Source organism: Flavobacterium hydatis, from assembly GCF_000737695.1.
GTDB classification, from domain to species: domain Bacteria; phylum Bacteroidota; class Bacteroidia; order Flavobacteriales; family Flavobacteriaceae; genus Flavobacterium; species Flavobacterium hydatis.
The window spans coordinates 13,140-31,596 of sequence record NZ_JPRM01000033.1 but is presented as its reverse complement, the minus strand read 5'-3'; the positions used below and the strand labels follow the sequence as shown (position 1 = coordinate 31,596).

General features: G+C 36.2%; 16 protein-coding genes and 1 pseudogene. 12 read left to right on the top strand and 5 right to left on the bottom strand.

Annotated elements, in window-relative coordinates:
- Window positions 1-323: 323 nt before the first annotated feature.
- Together mobC and IW20_RS18420 are read left to right on the top strand one after the other, a co-directional pair.
- Window positions 324-2,306 (top strand): conjugal transfer protein MobC, encoded by a 1,983-nt coding sequence (mobC, locus tag IW20_RS18425; protein ID WP_035625815.1) that lies wholly within the window; start codon window positions 324-326, stop codon window positions 2,304-2,306.
- Window positions 2,307-2,613: 307 nt separating this feature from the next.
- A complete protein-coding gene (locus tag IW20_RS18420) occupies window positions 2,614-3,633 on the top strand; it encodes a PDDEXK nuclease domain-containing protein (RefSeq protein ID WP_035625781.1) in 1,020 nt (339 codons plus the stop codon).
- 366 nt (window positions 3,634-3,999) lie between these two features.
- Here the strand turns inward: IW20_RS18420 and IW20_RS18415 are convergent, their stop codons facing one another.
- Window positions 4,000-4,764 (bottom strand): XRE family transcriptional regulator, encoded by a 765-nt coding sequence (locus IW20_RS18415; RefSeq protein WP_035625779.1) that lies wholly within the window; start codon window positions 4,762-4,764, stop codon window positions 4,000-4,002.
- A gap of 88 nt (window positions 4,765-4,852) precedes the next feature.
- Here IW20_RS18415 and dinB point away from each other — a divergent pair, with 88 nt between their 5' ends.
- The 4 genes from dinB to IW20_RS26915 all read left to right on the top strand — a co-directional run bounded on the left by dinB (window position 4,853) and on the right by IW20_RS26915 (window position 10,680).
- A complete protein-coding gene (gene dinB / locus IW20_RS18410) occupies window positions 4,853-6,034 on the top strand; it encodes a DNA polymerase IV (RefSeq protein WP_089052162.1) in 1,182 nt (393 codons plus the stop codon).
- A gap of 50 nt (window positions 6,035-6,084) precedes the next feature.
- Window positions 6,085-9,168 (top strand): DNA polymerase III subunit alpha, encoded by a 3,084-nt coding sequence (locus tag IW20_RS18405; protein ID WP_035625775.1) that lies wholly within the window; start codon window positions 6,085-6,087, stop codon window positions 9,166-9,168.
- A 145-nt stretch (window positions 9,169-9,313) separates the two neighbouring features.
- On the top strand, window positions 9,314-9,955 hold the full coding sequence (locus IW20_RS26920) for a 3'-5' exonuclease (RefSeq protein WP_316930724.1): 642 nt from the start codon (window positions 9,314-9,316) through the stop codon (window positions 9,953-9,955).
- Between the two features lie 35 nt (window positions 9,956-9,990).
- A complete protein-coding gene (locus IW20_RS26915) occupies window positions 9,991-10,680 on the top strand; it encodes a hypothetical protein (protein ID WP_316930723.1) in 690 nt (229 codons plus the stop codon).
- A gap of 907 nt (window positions 10,681-11,587) precedes the next feature.
- Here IW20_RS26915 and IW20_RS18395 read toward each other — a convergent pair.
- Window positions 11,588-11,806 carry a hypothetical protein gene (locus IW20_RS18395; RefSeq protein ID WP_035625772.1) on the bottom strand — a complete coding sequence of 73 codons (219 nt, stop codon included), beginning with the start codon at window positions 11,804-11,806 and terminating at the stop codon, window positions 11,588-11,590.
- A gap of 450 nt (window positions 11,807-12,256) precedes the next feature.
- Here IW20_RS18395 and IW20_RS18390 point away from each other — a divergent pair, with 450 nt between their 5' ends.
- Window positions 12,257-12,490 (top strand): DUF6965 family protein, encoded by a 234-nt coding sequence (locus IW20_RS18390; RefSeq protein ID WP_035625810.1) that lies wholly within the window; start codon window positions 12,257-12,259, stop codon window positions 12,488-12,490.
- A 213-nt stretch (window positions 12,491-12,703) separates the two neighbouring features.
- Here the strand turns inward: IW20_RS18390 and xseB are convergent, their stop codons facing one another.
- From xseB to IW20_RS18375, 3 genes are all read right to left on the bottom strand, one after another.
- Window positions 12,704-12,910: an exodeoxyribonuclease VII small subunit gene (gene xseB, locus IW20_RS18385; RefSeq protein WP_035625770.1), complete on the bottom strand. Its 207-nt coding sequence runs from the start codon at window positions 12,908-12,910 to the stop codon at window positions 12,704-12,706.
- Window positions 12,888-14,324, bottom strand: coding sequence for an exodeoxyribonuclease VII large subunit (gene xseA, locus IW20_RS18380; protein WP_035625766.1), 1,437 nt, complete (start codon window positions 14,322-14,324; stop codon window positions 12,888-12,890). The genes xseB and xseA overlap by 23 nt, the downstream gene beginning before the upstream one ends.
- Window positions 14,325-14,437: 113 nt before the next feature.
- Complete coding sequence (locus IW20_RS18375; protein ID WP_035625761.1) at window positions 14,438-14,695, bottom strand: hypothetical protein; 258 nt, start codon at window positions 14,693-14,695, stop codon at window positions 14,438-14,440.
- 477 nt (window positions 14,696-15,172) lie between these two features.
- Here IW20_RS18375 and IW20_RS18370 point away from each other — a divergent pair, with 477 nt between their 5' ends.
- The 5 genes and pseudogenes from IW20_RS18370 (at window position 15,173) to IW20_RS25820 (ending at window position 18,419) form a co-directional block, all read left to right on the top strand.
- On the top strand, window positions 15,173-15,556 hold the full coding sequence (locus IW20_RS18370) for a single-stranded DNA-binding protein (RefSeq protein WP_035625807.1): 384 nt from the start codon (window positions 15,173-15,175) through the stop codon (window positions 15,554-15,556).
- Window positions 15,557-15,595: 39 nt separating this feature from the next.
- The gene (locus IW20_RS18365) at window positions 15,596-15,955 is read left to right on the top strand and encodes a DUF7222 domain-containing protein (RefSeq protein WP_035625758.1); all 360 of its coding nucleotides are present in this window, start codon (window positions 15,596-15,598) and stop codon (window positions 15,953-15,955) included.
- Window positions 15,956-15,985: 30 nt separating this feature from the next.
- Entirely contained in the window at window positions 15,986-16,366 is a 381-nt protein-coding gene (locus IW20_RS18360) for a PcfK-like family protein (RefSeq protein WP_035625755.1), read from the top strand.
- Entirely contained in the window at window positions 16,363-17,679 is a 1,317-nt protein-coding gene (locus IW20_RS18355; RefSeq protein WP_035625753.1) for a PcfJ domain-containing protein, read from the top strand. Before IW20_RS18360 ends, IW20_RS18355 begins: the two co-directional genes overlap by 4 nt.
- A gap of 314 nt (window positions 17,680-17,993) precedes the next feature.
- A pseudogene (locus IW20_RS25820) lies at window positions 17,994-18,419 on the top strand (JAB domain-containing protein).
- The last annotated feature ends 38 nt before the right edge of the window (window positions 18,420-18,457 follow it).

The window sequence follows — 18,457 nt, the reverse complement described above, 5'->3', positions numbered from 1 at the left end:
TATTGGTAAACGCTTTTAAAATTGATGCCTTACAAGGATTAACTTATAATATCTTGCTGAAATACAAATAGTACCTGTCATGATGGACATATTATAACCATCATAATAATCCAAATACATACTACCTTTGGAAAACACTTCATAACCATCCATTGACTACTTAAAGATAGAGGTGCAAATCGGGAAATGAGAAAAAAAACTCAACAGGAACCCTAACCATGTTTCTACTTTTATACTACCTCAGTATTAGAATTCAAAGAGACTTGAATTTATAGTTTTCTTCTTTAAGTTAGACAAGTAACACCCTGGAAAAAATTATGGCAATGCAAACAGGAGAAAACGAACAGGCACTCAGAAAGATCTTGGACATGACAAGACTAATCAGCATTGCGCTTTTAGGTATTCATTTCTATTATTACTGTTACGGAGCTTTTGAACAGTGGCATCTAGTTAGTGGATTTGGAGATACAATTTTGAGTAATATTTATAATACAGGATTATTTAGCAATTTCCATAAGTCCAAATTTGTTGCATTGGGATTTTTGATGATTTCCCTAATAGGTATTAAAGGACGAAAAGACGAAAAATTAAATCATAAAACAGCTTTTGCTTTTATAATTGCGGGCCTCCTAATTTACTTCATAAGCTATTTTTCATTATACCTGAAAATAGAAATAATGCTAGCAGCGATTGCCTATATGACTATTACTTCCAGTGGCTTTCTTTTAATGCTTTCTGGAGGCACATTACTATCGCGTATAATAAAGAACGGACTCAATAACAAAGATATTTTCAATGCTGAAAATGAGACTTTCCCACAAGAAGAAAGACTCTTAGAAAATGAGTATTCCATTAATCTGCCAGCCCGATATCATTTAAAGGATAAGATAAGAGACAGTTGGATAAACATCATAAATCCGTTTCGGGGTTTACTGGTTTCTGGTACTCCTGGTTCAGGGAAATCCTATTTTGTCATACGACATGTAATCACCCAGCACATTCGTAAAAAATTTACCATGTTCGTCTACGATTTCAAGTTTGATGATCTGACCAAAATTGTCTATAATACCTGGCTTAAATACAGACATGACTATCCAGTATTACCACAGTTTTATGTTATTAATTTTGATGATCTCACCCGAAGCAACCGATGTAACCCATTAGATCCTTCAGCCATGAATGATATTACCGACGCTTCTGAATCGGCACGTACCATTTTGCTAGGCTTAAACAAAGAATGGATCAAACGTCAAGGAGATTTCTTTGTAGAATCACCGATTAATTTTCTCTCAGCCATAATATGGTATTTAAAAAAATATAAAGATGGTGAATTTTGTACGCTTCCTCATGTAATTGAACTCATGCAGGAAGATTACGACAGTCTCTTTACCCTCCTTAGGACTGAAAAAGAAATAGAAGTACTTATTAATCCTTTTGTAAACGCCTACCTCAACCACGTTATGGACCAACTGGAGGGGCAAATCGCATCGGCAAAAATTGCAATGGCAAGATTGTCTTCTCCTCAATTATATTATGTTTTATCAGGTAATGATTTCACTTTGGATATCAATAATCCTGAGGAACCTAAGATTGTTTGTATGGGCAATAACCCACAGAAAATTCAAATTTATGGAGCTGTATTATCACTATACGTAAACCGATTGGTAAAACAAGTGAACCAGAAAAACAAACAGAAAAGCAGTCTGATATTTGATGAATTTCCCACCATCTACCTCAATAATATAGATAGTTTAATCGCCACGGCAAGAAGTAATAAAGTGGCTACTTGTTTGGGAATTCAGGACTTTAGTCAATTGCGTAAAGATTACGGACGAGAACAGGCGGATGTAATTATGAACATTACAGGAAACATAGTCAGCGGACAAGTTACAGGAGATACTGCCAAACAATTATCGGAACGTTTTGGAAAGATTATGCAGGACAGGGAAAGCCTATCCATTAATAGTGGCGATACTTCAATTAGTCGCTCCAAACAATTGGAATCTGCAATTCCTGTTTCCAAAATTTCCGGACTTAGTTCTGGTGAGTTTGTGGGGATGGTAGCTGATGATCCTGATTGTAAGATTGAACTCAAAACATTTCACTGTGATATTATCAATGACCATAAAGCATTGAAAAAAGAACAGGATAATTATGTTGATATTCCTATTATACGTAAAGTCGATAACTCCATGGTCCAACGCAATTATTTACAAATCAAAAAAGACATTAAGGATATTATTTATTCTGAAAAAGAAAGACTCTTAAATGATTATGAACTAAGACATTTAGTAATTAAGAAATGATAAAAAATAATAATTTAAACGGGAGAAATAATGTTACAAGAACAATTTACAGACATTACAAATTAAAAGTAGCCACTAGCAAGGGAAAGACTTAAACTCAATACATATGCTATTGCTTTATTATGGCTATTCTTGCGTAGTAAAATTTCCTTGCTTGCTCTTCTCTTTTACCATTTCGCTATTTTCACTATGTTTGTATAGTATGATTATCCAGCATAGAATTGCTATTTTGTACTACAGAAGCATAATCTAACTCAAGTTAAAGTAGTATAATCCTTTTTAACTAATACACACCAAACAAACTAGCATGACCGAAAAAACAAAAAATATAGTTGCTATTGAAACAGATTTATTCCATGAGTTATCTCAACTTGTTGAACATAGTCAGCGGCAAGTAATTATTCAAAACAATAGTGTTTTAACTTTACTGTTTTGGCAAATTGGATTTCGTATAAATGAAACCATACTACAGAATAAACGTGCTGAATATGGAAAACAAATTGTGCCGACAGTGTCGGCACAATTGGAAAATAAGTATGGTAGAAATTTTACCGAAAAAAACGTAAGACGAATGCTGCGTTTTGCAGAGCAATTTAAAGACAAGCAAATTGTAGCAACATTATCACAACAATTAAACTGGTCCCATTTTATAGAGTTATTACCTCTGAAAAAAACAGAAGCCAAATTATTCTATGCGCATCAAGTAATCGATCAGTTAATGAGTATTAGAGATTTGCGAAAACAAATTGCTGCTAAAACTTTTGAGCGTACTGCAATAGCAAATACACAAGCAGTTCAAATAGAAAGTAACTTACCAAGCACCTTCAAAGATCCTTATTTACTGGATTTTCTTAATTTAGGGAATGCCTATTTGGAAAAAGATTTAGAGCAAGCAATCTTATACGATTTAGAAAAATTCATTCTCGAACTTGGTAAAGGATTTACGTTTGTAGAACGTCAAAAAAGAATGATTATAGATGGTGAGGATTTTAATTTGGATTTGCTTTTTTATCATCGAAAACTAAAGCGATTAGTAGCAATCGAATTAAAATTAGGAAAATTTCAAGCCAAGCACAAAGGGCAAATGGAGTTATACCTAAAATGGTTAGACAAGTACGAAAAAGAAGAAGGTGAAAAAACACCAATCGGTTTAATCCTTTGTGCCGAAAGTAGCAGAGAGCAAATAGAGCTACTTGAAATGCATAAAGACGGGATTATGGTTGCTGAATATTGGACAGATTTACCACCTAAAAAACAATTCGAGGAAAAAATACACTTACTTTTAAATGAAGCAAAAGAAAGAATAGAAAGAAAAAAGTTGATATAGGAATAGAAAATAAGCCCTTAACGAATCATTAGAATAAAGAAATAAAACCACCGTTTTTTTTAGGAAACATACCTAACTTAAAATAAAGAAGATACATTTATTGTTGAAGTACAAATTCCAGTGCTATTTGCACCCAATTTAAAAATAGTTTTTAAGTAGCTCGTACAATTTAAAAAAGGGTTACCTAATAAAAATAATTTCTCTCAGCAGTGCTGAGAGTCTTGATAGTAACTGGTATCTGAATACAAGACACATCTTTCTGATAAAATACTATGACAAAAGTTTCATGAATTGCTTATCAATAATACATCAAGACAATAATAATGTTAATATGAAATAATACTTTTTTTTATGATTATTAAAAAATTAAGCCCTATTCTTGAGTTCCAAAACATCTCTTTTTATCTCAAGGATTAAATCTTTCATGCTTTGGGTTTCTGATAGCTCCTGCTTTTTATCCGTACGCCCAATATTGCATTTGTATTCCCATATTTCCAGAATATCCGAAGCCTTTACTTCGTAATTAGGATAGAAATGATTATCCGATTCTAAAATGAGTGTATTTTTTTTGTTTTTGTTCAGGCGTTTATACACCATTCCCTCATTTTTAGTAATCAGGATATAAGTTTTACCATCCATTACCTCTCCCAGCCTTTCTACATAACGACCAATGATAATTGAACCATCCTCATGTGGTGGCATAGAGTCCCCTTCCACAGGAAAGCCTCGGTGTTTCCCTGGTCCTAAAAAAGGCAGCGAGATTTGTTGCAGACTCTCGATATATTCAGGATCTCCATACCCATTTAGATAACCCGCTTTTGCTTTTTGAGTCACAATTTCTACAAAATCATTACCCGCTGCATCAACGGTAATGGGTAACAGCAATCGGTTGTTTTCTAATTTCAGCAAATCATCCATCGGTATTTTTCGAACATCAACAGAGAGTAGCAGATCAATACTGATTTGATAATAATGCGCTATTTTCTTCAGAATTTCATACGGTGCTTCAGAGGTACCATCTTCATATTTGGTATACCTACTTCTGGTAATCAGCAGGCTTTCAGCTACTTTTTCCTGAGATACTTTCTTCTTTAGCCTTAGGCTTCTTATATTATCGGAAAATAAAGACATAGCAATATTGTTACAATTTGTAACAACAAAGATAATTAATTTTGTTACAATCTGTACTAATTTTGTTCCGTATAAAAGGAAGAAGATTATGGGAAGGTCAATTGTACATATTGATATGAATACATTTTTTGTATCCTGCGAAAGGTTAACCAATTCTGAGTTAAATGGAGTTCCTCTCATTATTGGAGGTGGAGACCGTGGCGTCGTGGCATCCTGTTCCTACGAGGCGCGTACTTTTGGCGTTCGATCTGCCATGCCAATCAAAATGGCACTTCGACTTTGTCCGCAGGCAAAAGTCATGAAAGGTGATATGGAGCTTTATTCCACCTTGTCACATACCATTACTGAGATAATTCAGGAGAAAGCCCCCATAGTCGAAAAAGCAAGTATTGATGAATTTTATCTCGATATCACCGGTATGGATAAATTCTACGGTAGTTATAAATGGACCAATGAGCTCGCTCAAACCATTACCAAAGAAACAGGATTGCCATTGACTTTTGCTTTATCAGTAAATAAAACAGTCTCAAAAATTGGTACTGGAGAAGGAAAACAAAAGCAGAATTTAGAGATTCCTGAGCATATGGTACAACCCTTTTTGAATCCTTTGTCTATTAAAAAAATTCCAATGGTGGGTGATAAGACTTTTCAACTGCTTTCCAGAATTGGGATCAGAACCATCCAAACACTCTCTGAAATGCCCTCAGAAGTTTTGCAACAAATGATTGGAAAAAATGGCACGGAACTCTGGAAGAAAGCCAATGGTATTGATAACAATCCTGTGGAACCTTATACCGAGAGAAAATCAATATCAACCGAACATACTTTCTCTCAAGATACTATTGATATCATAAAACTCAAACGCATCTTGGTTGGTATGGTCGAAAAATTGGCCTTTCAATTGCGATCAGAACAGTGGCTTACCTCAACAGTGGTTATCAAAATACGCTACGCTAATTTTGATACCGAGACCAAACAATGCCGCATCGCCTATACTTCTGCCGATCATACACTGACTAAAAGTGTAACTGATCTTTTTGATAAGCTATACCAACGTCGGATGCGACTTCGTCTGATTGGAATTCGGTTCAGCGGACTCGTTCGCGGCACCTATCAGATTAATCTCTTCGAGGATACCCAGGAAATGCTTTCCTTATATCAGGCTATGGATAAAATGAAGAGTCGCTATGGCTTCGATGCCGTCATGCGCTGCGCCGGAGCGAGTTTTAAACCCAATACGAAAAATGAAATTTTAAAACGTAAAGTCTAAATTTCAAAATATACCTTTTTGTAAGTACAATTTTTTAAATACAATAGCTGATGTACCTCAATTGTCATTCTTTTCATTCTCTTCGCTATGGTACCATACCACTTCAAGAGTTGGTACAACAGGCTGTGGCTTGCAATGTAAAAGCAATGGCACTCACAGATATCAATACCGTAACAGGAATTTATGATTTTATAAAAGCTTGTAATGAGGTTAATATCAAACCAATTGTGGGTATGGAATTGCGTTTTGAAAATCAACTTCGTTATATTGCCTTAGCCAAGAATCGTTTTGGACTAGGTCAAATGAACCGTTTTCTTACCGATCATAATTTTGATGGAACACCCCTTCCCTTTTCCGCACCCCAGTGGGAAGATGTGGTAGTTATCTATCCCCTAGAGAATGTACCCCAAATTTTAAATGAAAACGAGTACATCGGCATTCGTCCCGAACAGCTTCCCAAACTTTTCCATGCCCAATGGAAAGCCCTGTTGCCTAAAATGGTCATCCTGCAACCTGTAGTTTTTCGAACCAAAAGAGAGTTTAATTTGCACCGTATCCTCCGGGCTATTGATACCAATGCCTTGCTATCCAAATTAACTCAGGAAGATGTCTGTAAAACTTCTGATGTAATGATTCCCATGGAGCAATTACTGTCACCTTTTATAGAGTACCCCGAGATTATAGCCAACACCCAAAAAGTAATAGAAGAGTGTAATTTTGAGTTTGACTTCAAGACTCCGAAAAATAAAAAATTTTATACCCAGAGCAGAGAAACCGATATTGCCTTACTTACCAAATTAGCTTTTGAAGGATTACTGTGGCGATACGGTGCTGAGGATATGGTAGCTCGGACACGTGTCGAAAAAGAGTTAAAGGTAATTGATGAATTGCAGTTCAGTGGCTATTTTCTAATTACCTGGGACATCATTCAGTACAGCAACAGCTGCGGTTTTATGCATATCGGCAGGGGTAGCGGTGCCAACAGTATCGTAAGTTATTGTTTGGGCATAACTGATATCTGTCCTATCGAACTTGATTTATATTTTGAACGTTTTTTGAACCTCAACCGCAAGACTCCTCCCGATTTTGATATCGACTGGTCATGGAAAGAGCGCAATACCATCCTGGAGTATATCTTCAACCGTTATGGCGCCGAACATGTCGCTTTTTGTGGCACCAACGTAGAGTTCAAATACCGCTCGATATTTCGAGAAGTGGGTAAAGTATTCGGACTACCAAAAGAAGAGCTTGATATGCTGGCTAAAAACCCCATGGCATTACACGAGACCAATACTATAGTGAAATACGTGCAGGAATATGGAATGTTACTCGAGAAATACCCCAACCAGCGCAGCATGCATTCCTGTGGAATTATCATCTCCGAAGAGCCTATAACCAATTATACCCCACTGGAAATGCCTCCAAAAGGATTTCCGATTGTCTTATTCGATATGCATATTGCCGAAGACATCGGTTTTGAAAAGTTTGATATTCTTAGTCAGCGGGGCATTGGACATATTGATGATAGTGTGAAGCTCATCCAGAAGAACCGCGGGATTGCCCTAGACATTCGAAATACAGCGCTTTCTAAAGATGAAGCTCTATGCAATACCTATTTGGCAACTGGTAAAACCATTGGCTGCTTTTATATTGAAAGTCCTGCTATGCGAGGACTTTTACGTCGCCTGAATTGTGATAACTATAAAATACTAGTGGCTGCCTCTTCCATCATTCGTCCCGGAGTAGCTCAGTCTGGTATGATGAAGGAATATATCTTCCGTCACAACCATCCCGATAAATTCGAATATTTTCACGAGGTGTTCAAAGAGCAGCTCGGAGAGACTTATGGGATTATGGTCTATCAGGAGGATGTGATTAAAATTGCTTTGCACTATGGGGGATTACCCGCCGCCGATGGGGATATCCTGCGTCGCGCCATGAGTGGTAAAGGACGCTCCAAAGCCGCCTTGCAAAAAGTAAAGGATAATTTCTTTGCCTGTTGCCTGCAAAAAGGGCATTCCGTACAACTCAGTCAGGAAATATACCGCCAGATTGAATCCTTTGCTGGCTATTCTTTTTGCAAAGCGCACTCCGCTTCTTACGCCGTGGAGAGTTATCAGAATTTATACCTCAAGGTACATTATCCTGTGGAATTTATGGTAGCCGTGATTAATAATCAGGGAGGTTTTTATAGAACAGAGGTTTATGTGCATGAGGCGAAAATGTCAGGCGCTACTTTGCACAATCCCTGTGTCAACAAAAGCGATTATGAGACTACACTATATGGCACCGATGTTTATCTGGGGTTCATGCATCTTGAGGGTTTGGAAACCAAATTGGCGCATCTTATTATCACAGAGCGTGAGACCCAAGGTGCCTTCTTATCTCTGGAAAATTTCATCAATCGTATTCCAATTGGTATTGAAGGCATTCAGATCTTGATTTTCATCGGTGCCTTTCGTTTTACAGGACAATCCAAGAATCAGCTACTAGTAATCGCCCGACTCATACTGGTGAATTTCAAACCCGAAAACAGAAGCTTGCTGTTGCTTCAAGAGCCTGTTAAAGAGTATCAATTGCCTGTGCTGGAACGCTCTGCTTTTGAAGATGCTTTTGATGAGATTGAACTACTGAGTTTTCCCGTATCCTGTACCCCATTTGATTTGTTACAAACCAAATACAGAGGATCGGTAATGGTTAAGGATTTAATCAGTCATCACAAAAAAACAATAAAAATGCTTGCCTATCTCATCTCCAGAAAACACGTACCCACCAAAAGAGGGACAATGTATTTCGGGACTTGGATAGATGCTAAAGGAGATTATTTTGATACGGTGCATTTTCCTGATAGTCTGGCTCAATATCCATTTCAGGGTGGTGGTTGCTATTTACTCTTGGGTACTGTAGAAGTAGATTATCATTTCCCAACAGTCACCATAACCAAAATGGCAAAGATGCCCTTTATTGCTGATCCTCGCTATTCTAATGCTCCAGAAAGACAATATACTGCTCATCAGCAGTTACGAGAAGATGTGAGTATGACCCATCGCGCACCTTATCCACAGGAGCATGAGATTAATATTCCAAGGCAGAAAATGATGGAACAAATACCATTAGGACAGCAACAGCATTAGCTTTTGGATAAAAAGAAAGTTTTCCAATAGAATAAATGAAATACTGATAGATTGTTAAGTTGTATAATTAGGTTGAAGAAAACCATATTGAAGTAATACCAGTAACCTAATAAGATTAAGTATCATTTTTACGTTATATATACAGATGAAAGAAGTACAGTATGCCATAGTAGATATTGAGACCACAGGAGGTAACGCCAGTGGCAGTCGTATTACAGAAATTGCCATTATCATCCACAATGGTAAAAAAGTGATGGATCGCTTTGAAACGCTTGTCAATCCACAAAAAGAAATACCGCTTCCCATTTTTGCCCTAACAGGCATCAATAATGAAATGGTACGCGATGCGCCAATCTTTGATGATATCGCAGAACAGGTACTACAAATGCTCGAAGGCCGCATCTTTGTGGCTCATAATGTTAATTTTGACTATTCCTTCGTTCGCCATGAACTCGAAAGATCAGGACTCAAATGGACAGCCAGAAAACTCTGCACCGTTCGTGCAGCCAGAAAAATTAGACCTGGTTTTAGCTCCTATAGTTTGGGAAATCTTTGCGTTTCCCTTGACATACCCGTAGAGAACCGACACCGCGCGGGTGGAGATGCTGATGCGACAGTTATATTGTTTACCAGATTACTCCAATGGGATCATGAAGGTGAAATCGCAAAGATGATTAAAAATACTGCCCAAGATCAGCGCCTGCCTCCTAACCTCCCTCCTTCAGACTTTGAGCAATTACCCGAAAAACCAGGAGTATATTATTTTTATGATCAGCAAAAAAAGTAATCTATGTCGGAAAGGCCATCAACATAAAAAAAAGAGTGGCTTCTCATTTCAGCGGGCACAACATCAATCCACAACGACAAAATTTCTTACGCGATATTTACGGAATTTCTTTTGAAATTTGTGCCACTGAACTCATGGCGTTGCTCTTGGAATGCAGCGAGATTCAAAAACTCTGGCCCAGATATAACAGGGCTTTAAAACGTTTTGAGCCCAAATATGGGCTGTACAGGTATGAGGCTCGCAATGGGTACAGCTATCTTGCCATTGGAAAAATGGCAAAGTTTCAAACTGCCATTGAATCCTTCAATACTATCTACGATGGAATAAATGTACTCCGTAGTCTTGCTCAGCAGTTTGAAATTGACCATCGGTTCTGTAAATATGGTACAACAGAAGATCCAGTTGTGTTCCAAAATAAAGACCTGTCAAATTTACCTGAGATTACACAACACAACCAACAAGTTGAATCTGCAATTGATTTTTTGTTAACCAGCAGGAAAAGTTTTGCTATTATCGATAAAGGCCGCACTATAGAGGAGCGCAGCTGTATCTGGGTAGAAAAAGGACACTTTTATGGTATGGGCTATATTTCATCCGATATTGCTTTGACTCAAGATGATGAACTAAAAGAATATGTAGTATCCTACAGAAGCAACCACTACCTCATGCAGTTAATAACTGCCTATGCAACAAAATACCCTGGTAAAGTTTTTTTCTCAAAATAACTAACACAATATCCTTTGACAAAAGAAAAACTCTTTGTTGAATTATAAAATCTTAATAGAGAAACTCCTTAATTAGGGCAAGTAATGCTTTTTTTCTAAATTGTAGTTCTACTATCTTTAATAACACTTTTAGAATGTAAATTTGCTCTTGGTAAACAAAGCAATATCATTTATTTGCTTAAAAAAAGGATGCCCGATTAAGGCATCCTATCAAATAAAATACTATTTCATGAGTCTTTGATGCATTTTATACCCCAAAAAAACATCAAATAAACCTACTCTGAAAGTCTCATGAAATAGTACAATTAATATAACAAATCTGTCACACTAAAGTACGCAATAAATAATTGAAATAAAGATGTTAAACAATAAATCATCGTAAAAAACACTCCTTTTTATTAGGATATCTTATTTTAGTCTTTTTTCTAATATACCTGTTTTTAATAGTATATTAAAATACCTATTTGCCTTTTGTTAGGTGTGGAATAACCTGTTATTTTAGCAAAAAAAAAAGATGCCGTGGTAAGACATCTTTTAAAAGGAGGTAATATTACATAAAATTTAATGCGTTTTATTCCCCAAAACTCATCAAATAACCCTACTAAAAGCCTTATGCAATAGTACAATTAATGCTACAAAGTATATCACTAAGATAGTCAATAAACAATTACTACATACCCGTTTAACAAAAAATATCGTGAAAAAATATTCTTTTTTATAACATACCTTAATTTAGTTATTTTCCACTTATATTCTTAGACCTAAATAATTTATCAAAATACTCTCTTGTTTTTTTGATAGATATTGAGTAAGCTAAATATTAATTTAACTCCCAACAAATAGTAGTACAACGAAAATCTATTTAAAGACGTAACAATGCAATAATTAAGATAAGGTGCTCTATTAATTAATCCATTTTATCGGAATGGTTTCTAACAAGCCAGTCCTCCATAAGTTGTAGGGCCATGACTTCTCTTGGTTCTGCTGTATAATCTAATAAACCTTTAATCTTTCTGGTAGTATTATAGAATTTTTTATTCTCAAAAGTACAGGTGAATTTTGGAAATTCATGATGCAAGACCACCCATTTATTTTCTCCTGCTTTTTTGATTCCAAATTTTTTCATAATATGCTTTTTTCAATAACTATAGCAACAGTTATACTGCCTTTCTATTTTTTTCCAATTATGCTCCCTCCAAATTCTGGTAACTGCACAATAGTAACTGCAAATAAATCCTGTTAGTATAATTATTTTATAAAAAGAAATAGGCTGCTAGCTGCCTGACTATGGCTTAAAGATACTTTTTAAAGAGATGAGATATTGTTTTTAAGAGCAATACATGCACTAAAACTCTTTTTGGATTGAGTAACAACCACTCTACCTCCAAATTCGATCTACTTTTTGAGGTGTTTTTTACAAACGATCAAGGATATATAACCAAAGGAATACTTAAAAAAAGAGATTTTTTTGTACTAAAAAAACTGCCTTATATTATTTTCAGCAAGATAGCATTATATATTTATAGTTCTTCGCAAAGTCCTTGACACACTTTGGCATTTTACTTAATTTTGCCGTATGAATCACGAAGAAATAAAACGCTATTTTGAAAGCACACCTCCACCCCAGGAAGTACAATGGAAACCATGGGCAAAAATTTTTGATACACAACTTTTCTTAAACAGCTGCTACATAGGAATACTTAATTTTAATGGGCCTCTTGAGATGTGTCCTGCCTGGTGGCATTTAAAAGATTTTTACTATCATATTAAGCGTAACGCTTCCAACAATAACCAGACACAGTCAGAATAACAGAACTAAAAAAGTTATTCTTTCTGGATATTAGAAAATAACTTTCTTTTACTTAAATATATAAATAAACCCATTAGGCAGTTTGCTTAATGGGTTTATTTATAATAGGCATATAATTGCCCATACAGCATTATCAAATCACATATCTTATTTATATCACATCATGTATAAAAATAGAAAATGCAATCAAATTAGTGTCGGTACCAGATTGTCTTAGTTGGTAGGATTTTCCATTTGACTGATAATCTTATTCACTTCACTTTCAGTTGACTTAAGTTTGGTCTGGCAAAAAGTAATAAGCTCCGAAGCCCTTTTAACCTTTATAGCTAATACATCAACCGAAATGGTTTCATTTTCAATCTCCTTTGCAATTGCTGCAAGCTCACCATATGCGGCTTCATAAGTCAGTGTCTCTTTCATTGTATTTTGTTTTTTCTTTGACCGTGGTTTTAAAAATAGAATCAGCTAATATGACATCAATGGTATCACCCACAGCTATAGTATCAGCATTACTGGTAATCTTATCATTCACTTTAACTATTGCATAGCCTTTTTTAAGGATATTCTCAGGGGACATCATTCTGATACTTGAACTATAATGTGCCAGATATCCCTTTTGATTGCGAAGATACTGATTCGTGAATGTTTTTAGATTATTAATAGTATTACTAATATCATTGATCCTATTGTAAAGGATAATCCTGGGTTTACCCGAAATCTGATGTGACATATTCACCAGCAGACGATGCTCTTTATACAGAATTGATTTGGAACTATTAATTGTATTTTGATTAATAGCTGTTAAAATATCTTTATGTCCACTAAGAAGTTGCCTTGCATTATTGGAAATAGTACTCTTAAGATTGGAAAGGTTCTGATAATTCAGTAGAAAAAGCTGCTGTGATTTAATGACAATATTTTTTTGCAGCGAAAGAATATTTTGCTCAAAACTGCGATTATGTGCTATGATAAACTCAGCGGCTTTCGTTGGGGTCTTAGTCTGGGTATGCGCCATGAGATCCACAATACTTACATTTTTCTGATGCCCGATTCCAGTAATAATTGCAATAGGAAACTTGGCCACAGCACGCCCTATGTTATAGTTATCAAATATCAGAAAATCTGATTGTGCACCTCCTCCTCTTGTAATAACAACCACGTCATACAATTTGCCACTACGGTACACTTCAATTAGTTTGTCTAAAAATACCTTGGCATTATTATCCCCCTGAACAATAGTTGGATAATCATCAATCTCAAAAACATATCCAAAATCATTATTCTCCAATGTATGCCTGAAATCCTCAAGACCAGCAGAATTAGTCCCTGATATCACCGCTACTTTCTGGATGACTGCTCGGAGTTTTATTTGATTGTTTCTCGTTATGTATTGTTCCCCTTCTTTAACGATAAAAGAATTCTCTTCCACAAGTCTTTTCAGCGTAGCATTTCGTTGCTGTTCAAGAATTCCAAGAGTAAAATTGGTATCAATATCAAGCACATTTAGGGACAAACCAAACAAGGGATGGTAATCCACGCTTACCAAAACAAGTACATTAATATTATTGGTAAAACGCTGCCCTGTGTTTTTTTCAAAATCAGAAAGATGCATCGATCCTGTCCCCCAGGCTTTCCCTACAATCTTCGCCACAATACTGTTTGATGTAGCCCCTTTTTCAACAAGTTCAAAATAATGAATTTTCTTATCCGCCTTATAGGAATGATTAGTAATATCCGCAACAACCCAAAATGTTTGCCCTTTAAAACGATCCGTCAGGGCATCGCTAATTTTATCGTTTAGCTCTGAGAGTTTGATATGTTTTTCTGACTCCATAAAAGTGAGGGACTAAATGTTCCTTTTTAAATCATCCTGATTTTAATACAAGGTGCAATAATTGTTTAGAAAAATAAGATTGATTTGTTTTTCTAAAATCATTTACTAGGTAATTATCGCACAGCGCCCAGAAGTGTAATGGTATCTGTAAGATCATGACTGGAAATATAATCCAGTACAAAATCTTCTGCCTCTTTTCTATGATTGGGAGCCGTTGAAAACGAATTGAGATAAAAATCCTCGTTTTCATCAGCAATATGGATAATCTCAGTATACCCTTTGGTTATAAGGCTCCCTTTCAATTTTAATACCTGAAGCTCATTCCTGTTATCAATCTCCTTCTTCACTCTAAGCTTTATAGTTTTATCCATGGTATTGGTATTTAGTTTTGTCTTTTCATGTAAAATAATATACTTAAAAGTCAAAAGATATAGCGACTAGTTCTTTTGTTTTATCTCTTGATTGCCTCTTACTTTTTGCTTACCTCAAGAATTCAGCTAAGTACCTTCCCAAGACAGACAGCTTGTCCTGCTTATTTTACAAAACTAAAAATACTAAAAAATCATAACAGTATCATTTGATAAAATCATAAAAATATGAACAATTTAAAGTCGAATCTATTTCCATTCAAAACGGACTAAAAGGGCAGCCAAAATAGTGCCCGCCGTCACCTGCATGCGCATAACGACTTGATGTCGCCCTTCGGGACTTATAGCACTGCGGCTCCTTATCCGGACACTTGATTTGTGCTTTCTTTTTTCCCGTTTTTTCTTTTGAAAAAATTCATTTGCAAAAAAAAAACGGTGAAAGGGAACTTAAAAAAAGTATGCACCAAAAAATCAAGTATCATGGAAATTACAGGACGAATTGTAAAAGATGCCTCCGTTTTTAAAGTAAAAAAAAACAGTGAGGTGGTAAACTTCTCCATAGCAGTCAATGACAGCTATAAACCAAAAAATAGCACGGAAGTTAAAAAAATAGTAACCTATATCGACTGCTCCTATTGGCTATCCCAAAAATCAGCACAGTGGCTCAAAAAAGGCACACTCGTGGAGCTCTTCGGACGCATTGGTCTGAATGTCTACATCGGCAGCGATGCAAAGGCACACGGCAGTCTGACCTTTCACACTAGCCATATTAAAATACTCGTATTTGCCAAAGATGGGCAACCCCAGACAAACACCCTAGCCAAAAAGGATTCTGAAAAAGAACCTGACAACCTGCCTTTTTAATATCACGATAAATAATGTACACGCCTAAAAAAATGAGTTATGAAAGCCTTAAAAAAATCAACATACAAACAGTATGAAGTATGCCAAGCATTTGATAAAATAATCCTGTCCGACCTAGATTCTTATGATGGGACTAAAAAAGAACAGCTAAAATCCTTTCTCGAAGATTTACAAAACGGTGGATGCATCAGCGGTATGATTTCCGAATTTATATACCACTCAGATTGTAAAGAATTTTATATACAGCATTTGGATGATTTGGAAAACATCAAAGACGAAATCGAAGATTCTCTTGGAGCCCCTGTAAAAAACAGGCATCGTCTTCCCCACTACACCTTTATGTGTTGGCTTTGCTTTGAAGAATACTGCTTTGATATCTACAGAAGCAGTTTTGAATGACCTCCATTTTAATCTTAAATCTTTTGCCTTATGAAAGCTTCCGAAAAATTTAAAACTGCTATAGAGAATTTTCTCAGTGAAAAGGCACTCAGCGATACTGCCTTTGCTACACACTTTGCCAAAGAATCAAAGAATCTTGAAAACTGTATTAACTACATTTTTGGCGAAGTCAAAAAAACAGGATTATGCGCCTTTGACAATCAGGAAATCTTTGACATGGCTGTCAAATACTACACCGATGATAATATTACGCCTCCTGTTCCTATTAGCTGTAAAGTCTTGGTAAATCAGCCTGTAAAGGCTGATTTATTCACTTCTTCCCCTACTGCCCCTCAAAACAAGGAGCAGAAAAGAGAAATAATACATACTCCGAAAAACTTACAGACCACCTTAACACTTTTTGACCTATGATACCTAAAACAATTATAGAGAAAGAGATTTCTAATTTGAGTAGTACGTTGAAACCCATTACAGCACAGATGCACACTTGGGCAGAAATAAGCATATTCCTTAAATGGGGTGTACTCTCACGTGGAAAATTTCATTGCCTTGAATGTGCGCATTCTTGGAAACCTGAATTACAAAGCAAGTCTTGTGAGAAATATATAAAATGTACTGTCTGTGGGGGAAAACTCAAAATGCAGGGATACAATCAGGTGCATTTCAAAGAAATTGAATACTTCGGCGTTTTGGACGCATGTCAAAGGTATCAGGTGGTGCGTATCATTTGTTCACACAAGCACATGAAAAAGAATGTTGCCCCTACTTATTCGCACAAAGAAGTGATGCAACATTGGATAAATCCAAAAGGAGAAGTTCGCACCATGTCCCTTAGTACAAATGTTTTTTCGCATGCTTATGATGCATGGCAATATTATTCCTCCCTTGAAATACGACCAAAAAATTTTCAGAACTCGCCCAAATACCGAATTAATCCTTACAAAATTTACCCATGTATGAAAGTGCTCCCTATCCTAAAAAGAAACGGATTTAAAACAAGTGTTTACGATATCGCACCGCAAATACTCTTTACTGCGCTGTTAAAAGATTCCATTACAGAAACGATTTTAAAAGCTAGGCAAACTTCCCTACTCTCCTATTACTTGCAGTCACCTCATCAAAAGATTATTCGTAACTGGCAAGCAGTAAAAATTTGCTTAAAAAATAACTACATCATTACGGATTACACGATTTGGGAGGATTATATTTCCTTGCTTCAATGGTTTAAAAAAGACCTAAGTTGTCCCTTTTTAGTTTGTCCTGAAAACCTCCATGAGGCGCATAATAAACTTGTTGTCAAAAAAAGGGAATTGCAGCGAAAAAAATACCTCTTGAAAATGCGCGCTGAAATACAGCAAGCACAGGAAATATATACAAAAGAAAAAAAGCTTTTTTTCGGGCTATGTTTTTCTGATGAAAATCTAACCATTAAAGTTCTGGAAAATGTGCAGGATTTTATAGAAGAGGGAGATATACTGCATCACTGCATCTTTACCAATGAGTATTTTAAAAAGAAAGATTCTCTCCTTTTTTCTGCTCAAATAGATAATAAACCTATTGAAACTATAGAGGTATCTCTTTCTAAAATGGAAATCATCCAGTGCAGGGGGCTTCGCAATAAAGCCTCTAAACATCATAGTCGTATTCTTAGGATTATCAACAGAAACCTGCCTAAGATTCCACATCGAATGAAGAAACAGAAAAAACAGACCTCTCTCGCTTAAACCATTTTACTATTTACACCGCAGATTTTACACTGCGTTTTTTTTTGGCGCGCAGACACTTTTAAGCGCATCAGGCAGTCTAGGTTCAGGAAGTATCGTGGAACGTTAAGTCAAAGTTCATCACAAAGTTCGAGTACAGCCTTCAGTTCTCCGCAAAAAATTCTCCCATAAATGCAGGACTTTGCTCTTGCTTTATTGCGTTGCTTTCTGCGTTCGCTCACCCCTGCCCGTGCAGCGGTGCTGTAATTAATTTTAAAACTATAGCAGTTATGAAAAATGCACAACAAAACACAGACTAGCAAAAAGTATCAGAAATCGAACTGATCTATAAATCCAAAGTAAAAAACACTGACAGACCCTATATCAGTTCTTCCAGAGATGCTTACAGCATACTATTGAACAGCTGGGATCTCCAGGCAGGATAGAATTCTTCGAGCAATTTAAAGTATTGCTACTCAATCAGTCTAACAGGATTCTAGGAATCTACGAGGTATCCTCAGGAGGCATCTCGGGAACTGTGGTTGATATCCGCCTGCTTTCCTCGGCAGCACTGAAAGCTGCGGCCGTCGGGATCATTATCACCCACAACCATCCCTCAGGTAAAACAGCACCTTCCGAGGCAGACAAAAATATAACCAGAAAAAACCGCGAAGCAGGAAAACTGCTATATTACTCTGCTCAACCACCTGATCGTAACACCCGATACCTACTACTCTTTTGCAGATGAAGGTGCCTTTTAAGGGCATTTTCATCTTTCATGCATTTGTTCTGTTCTGGT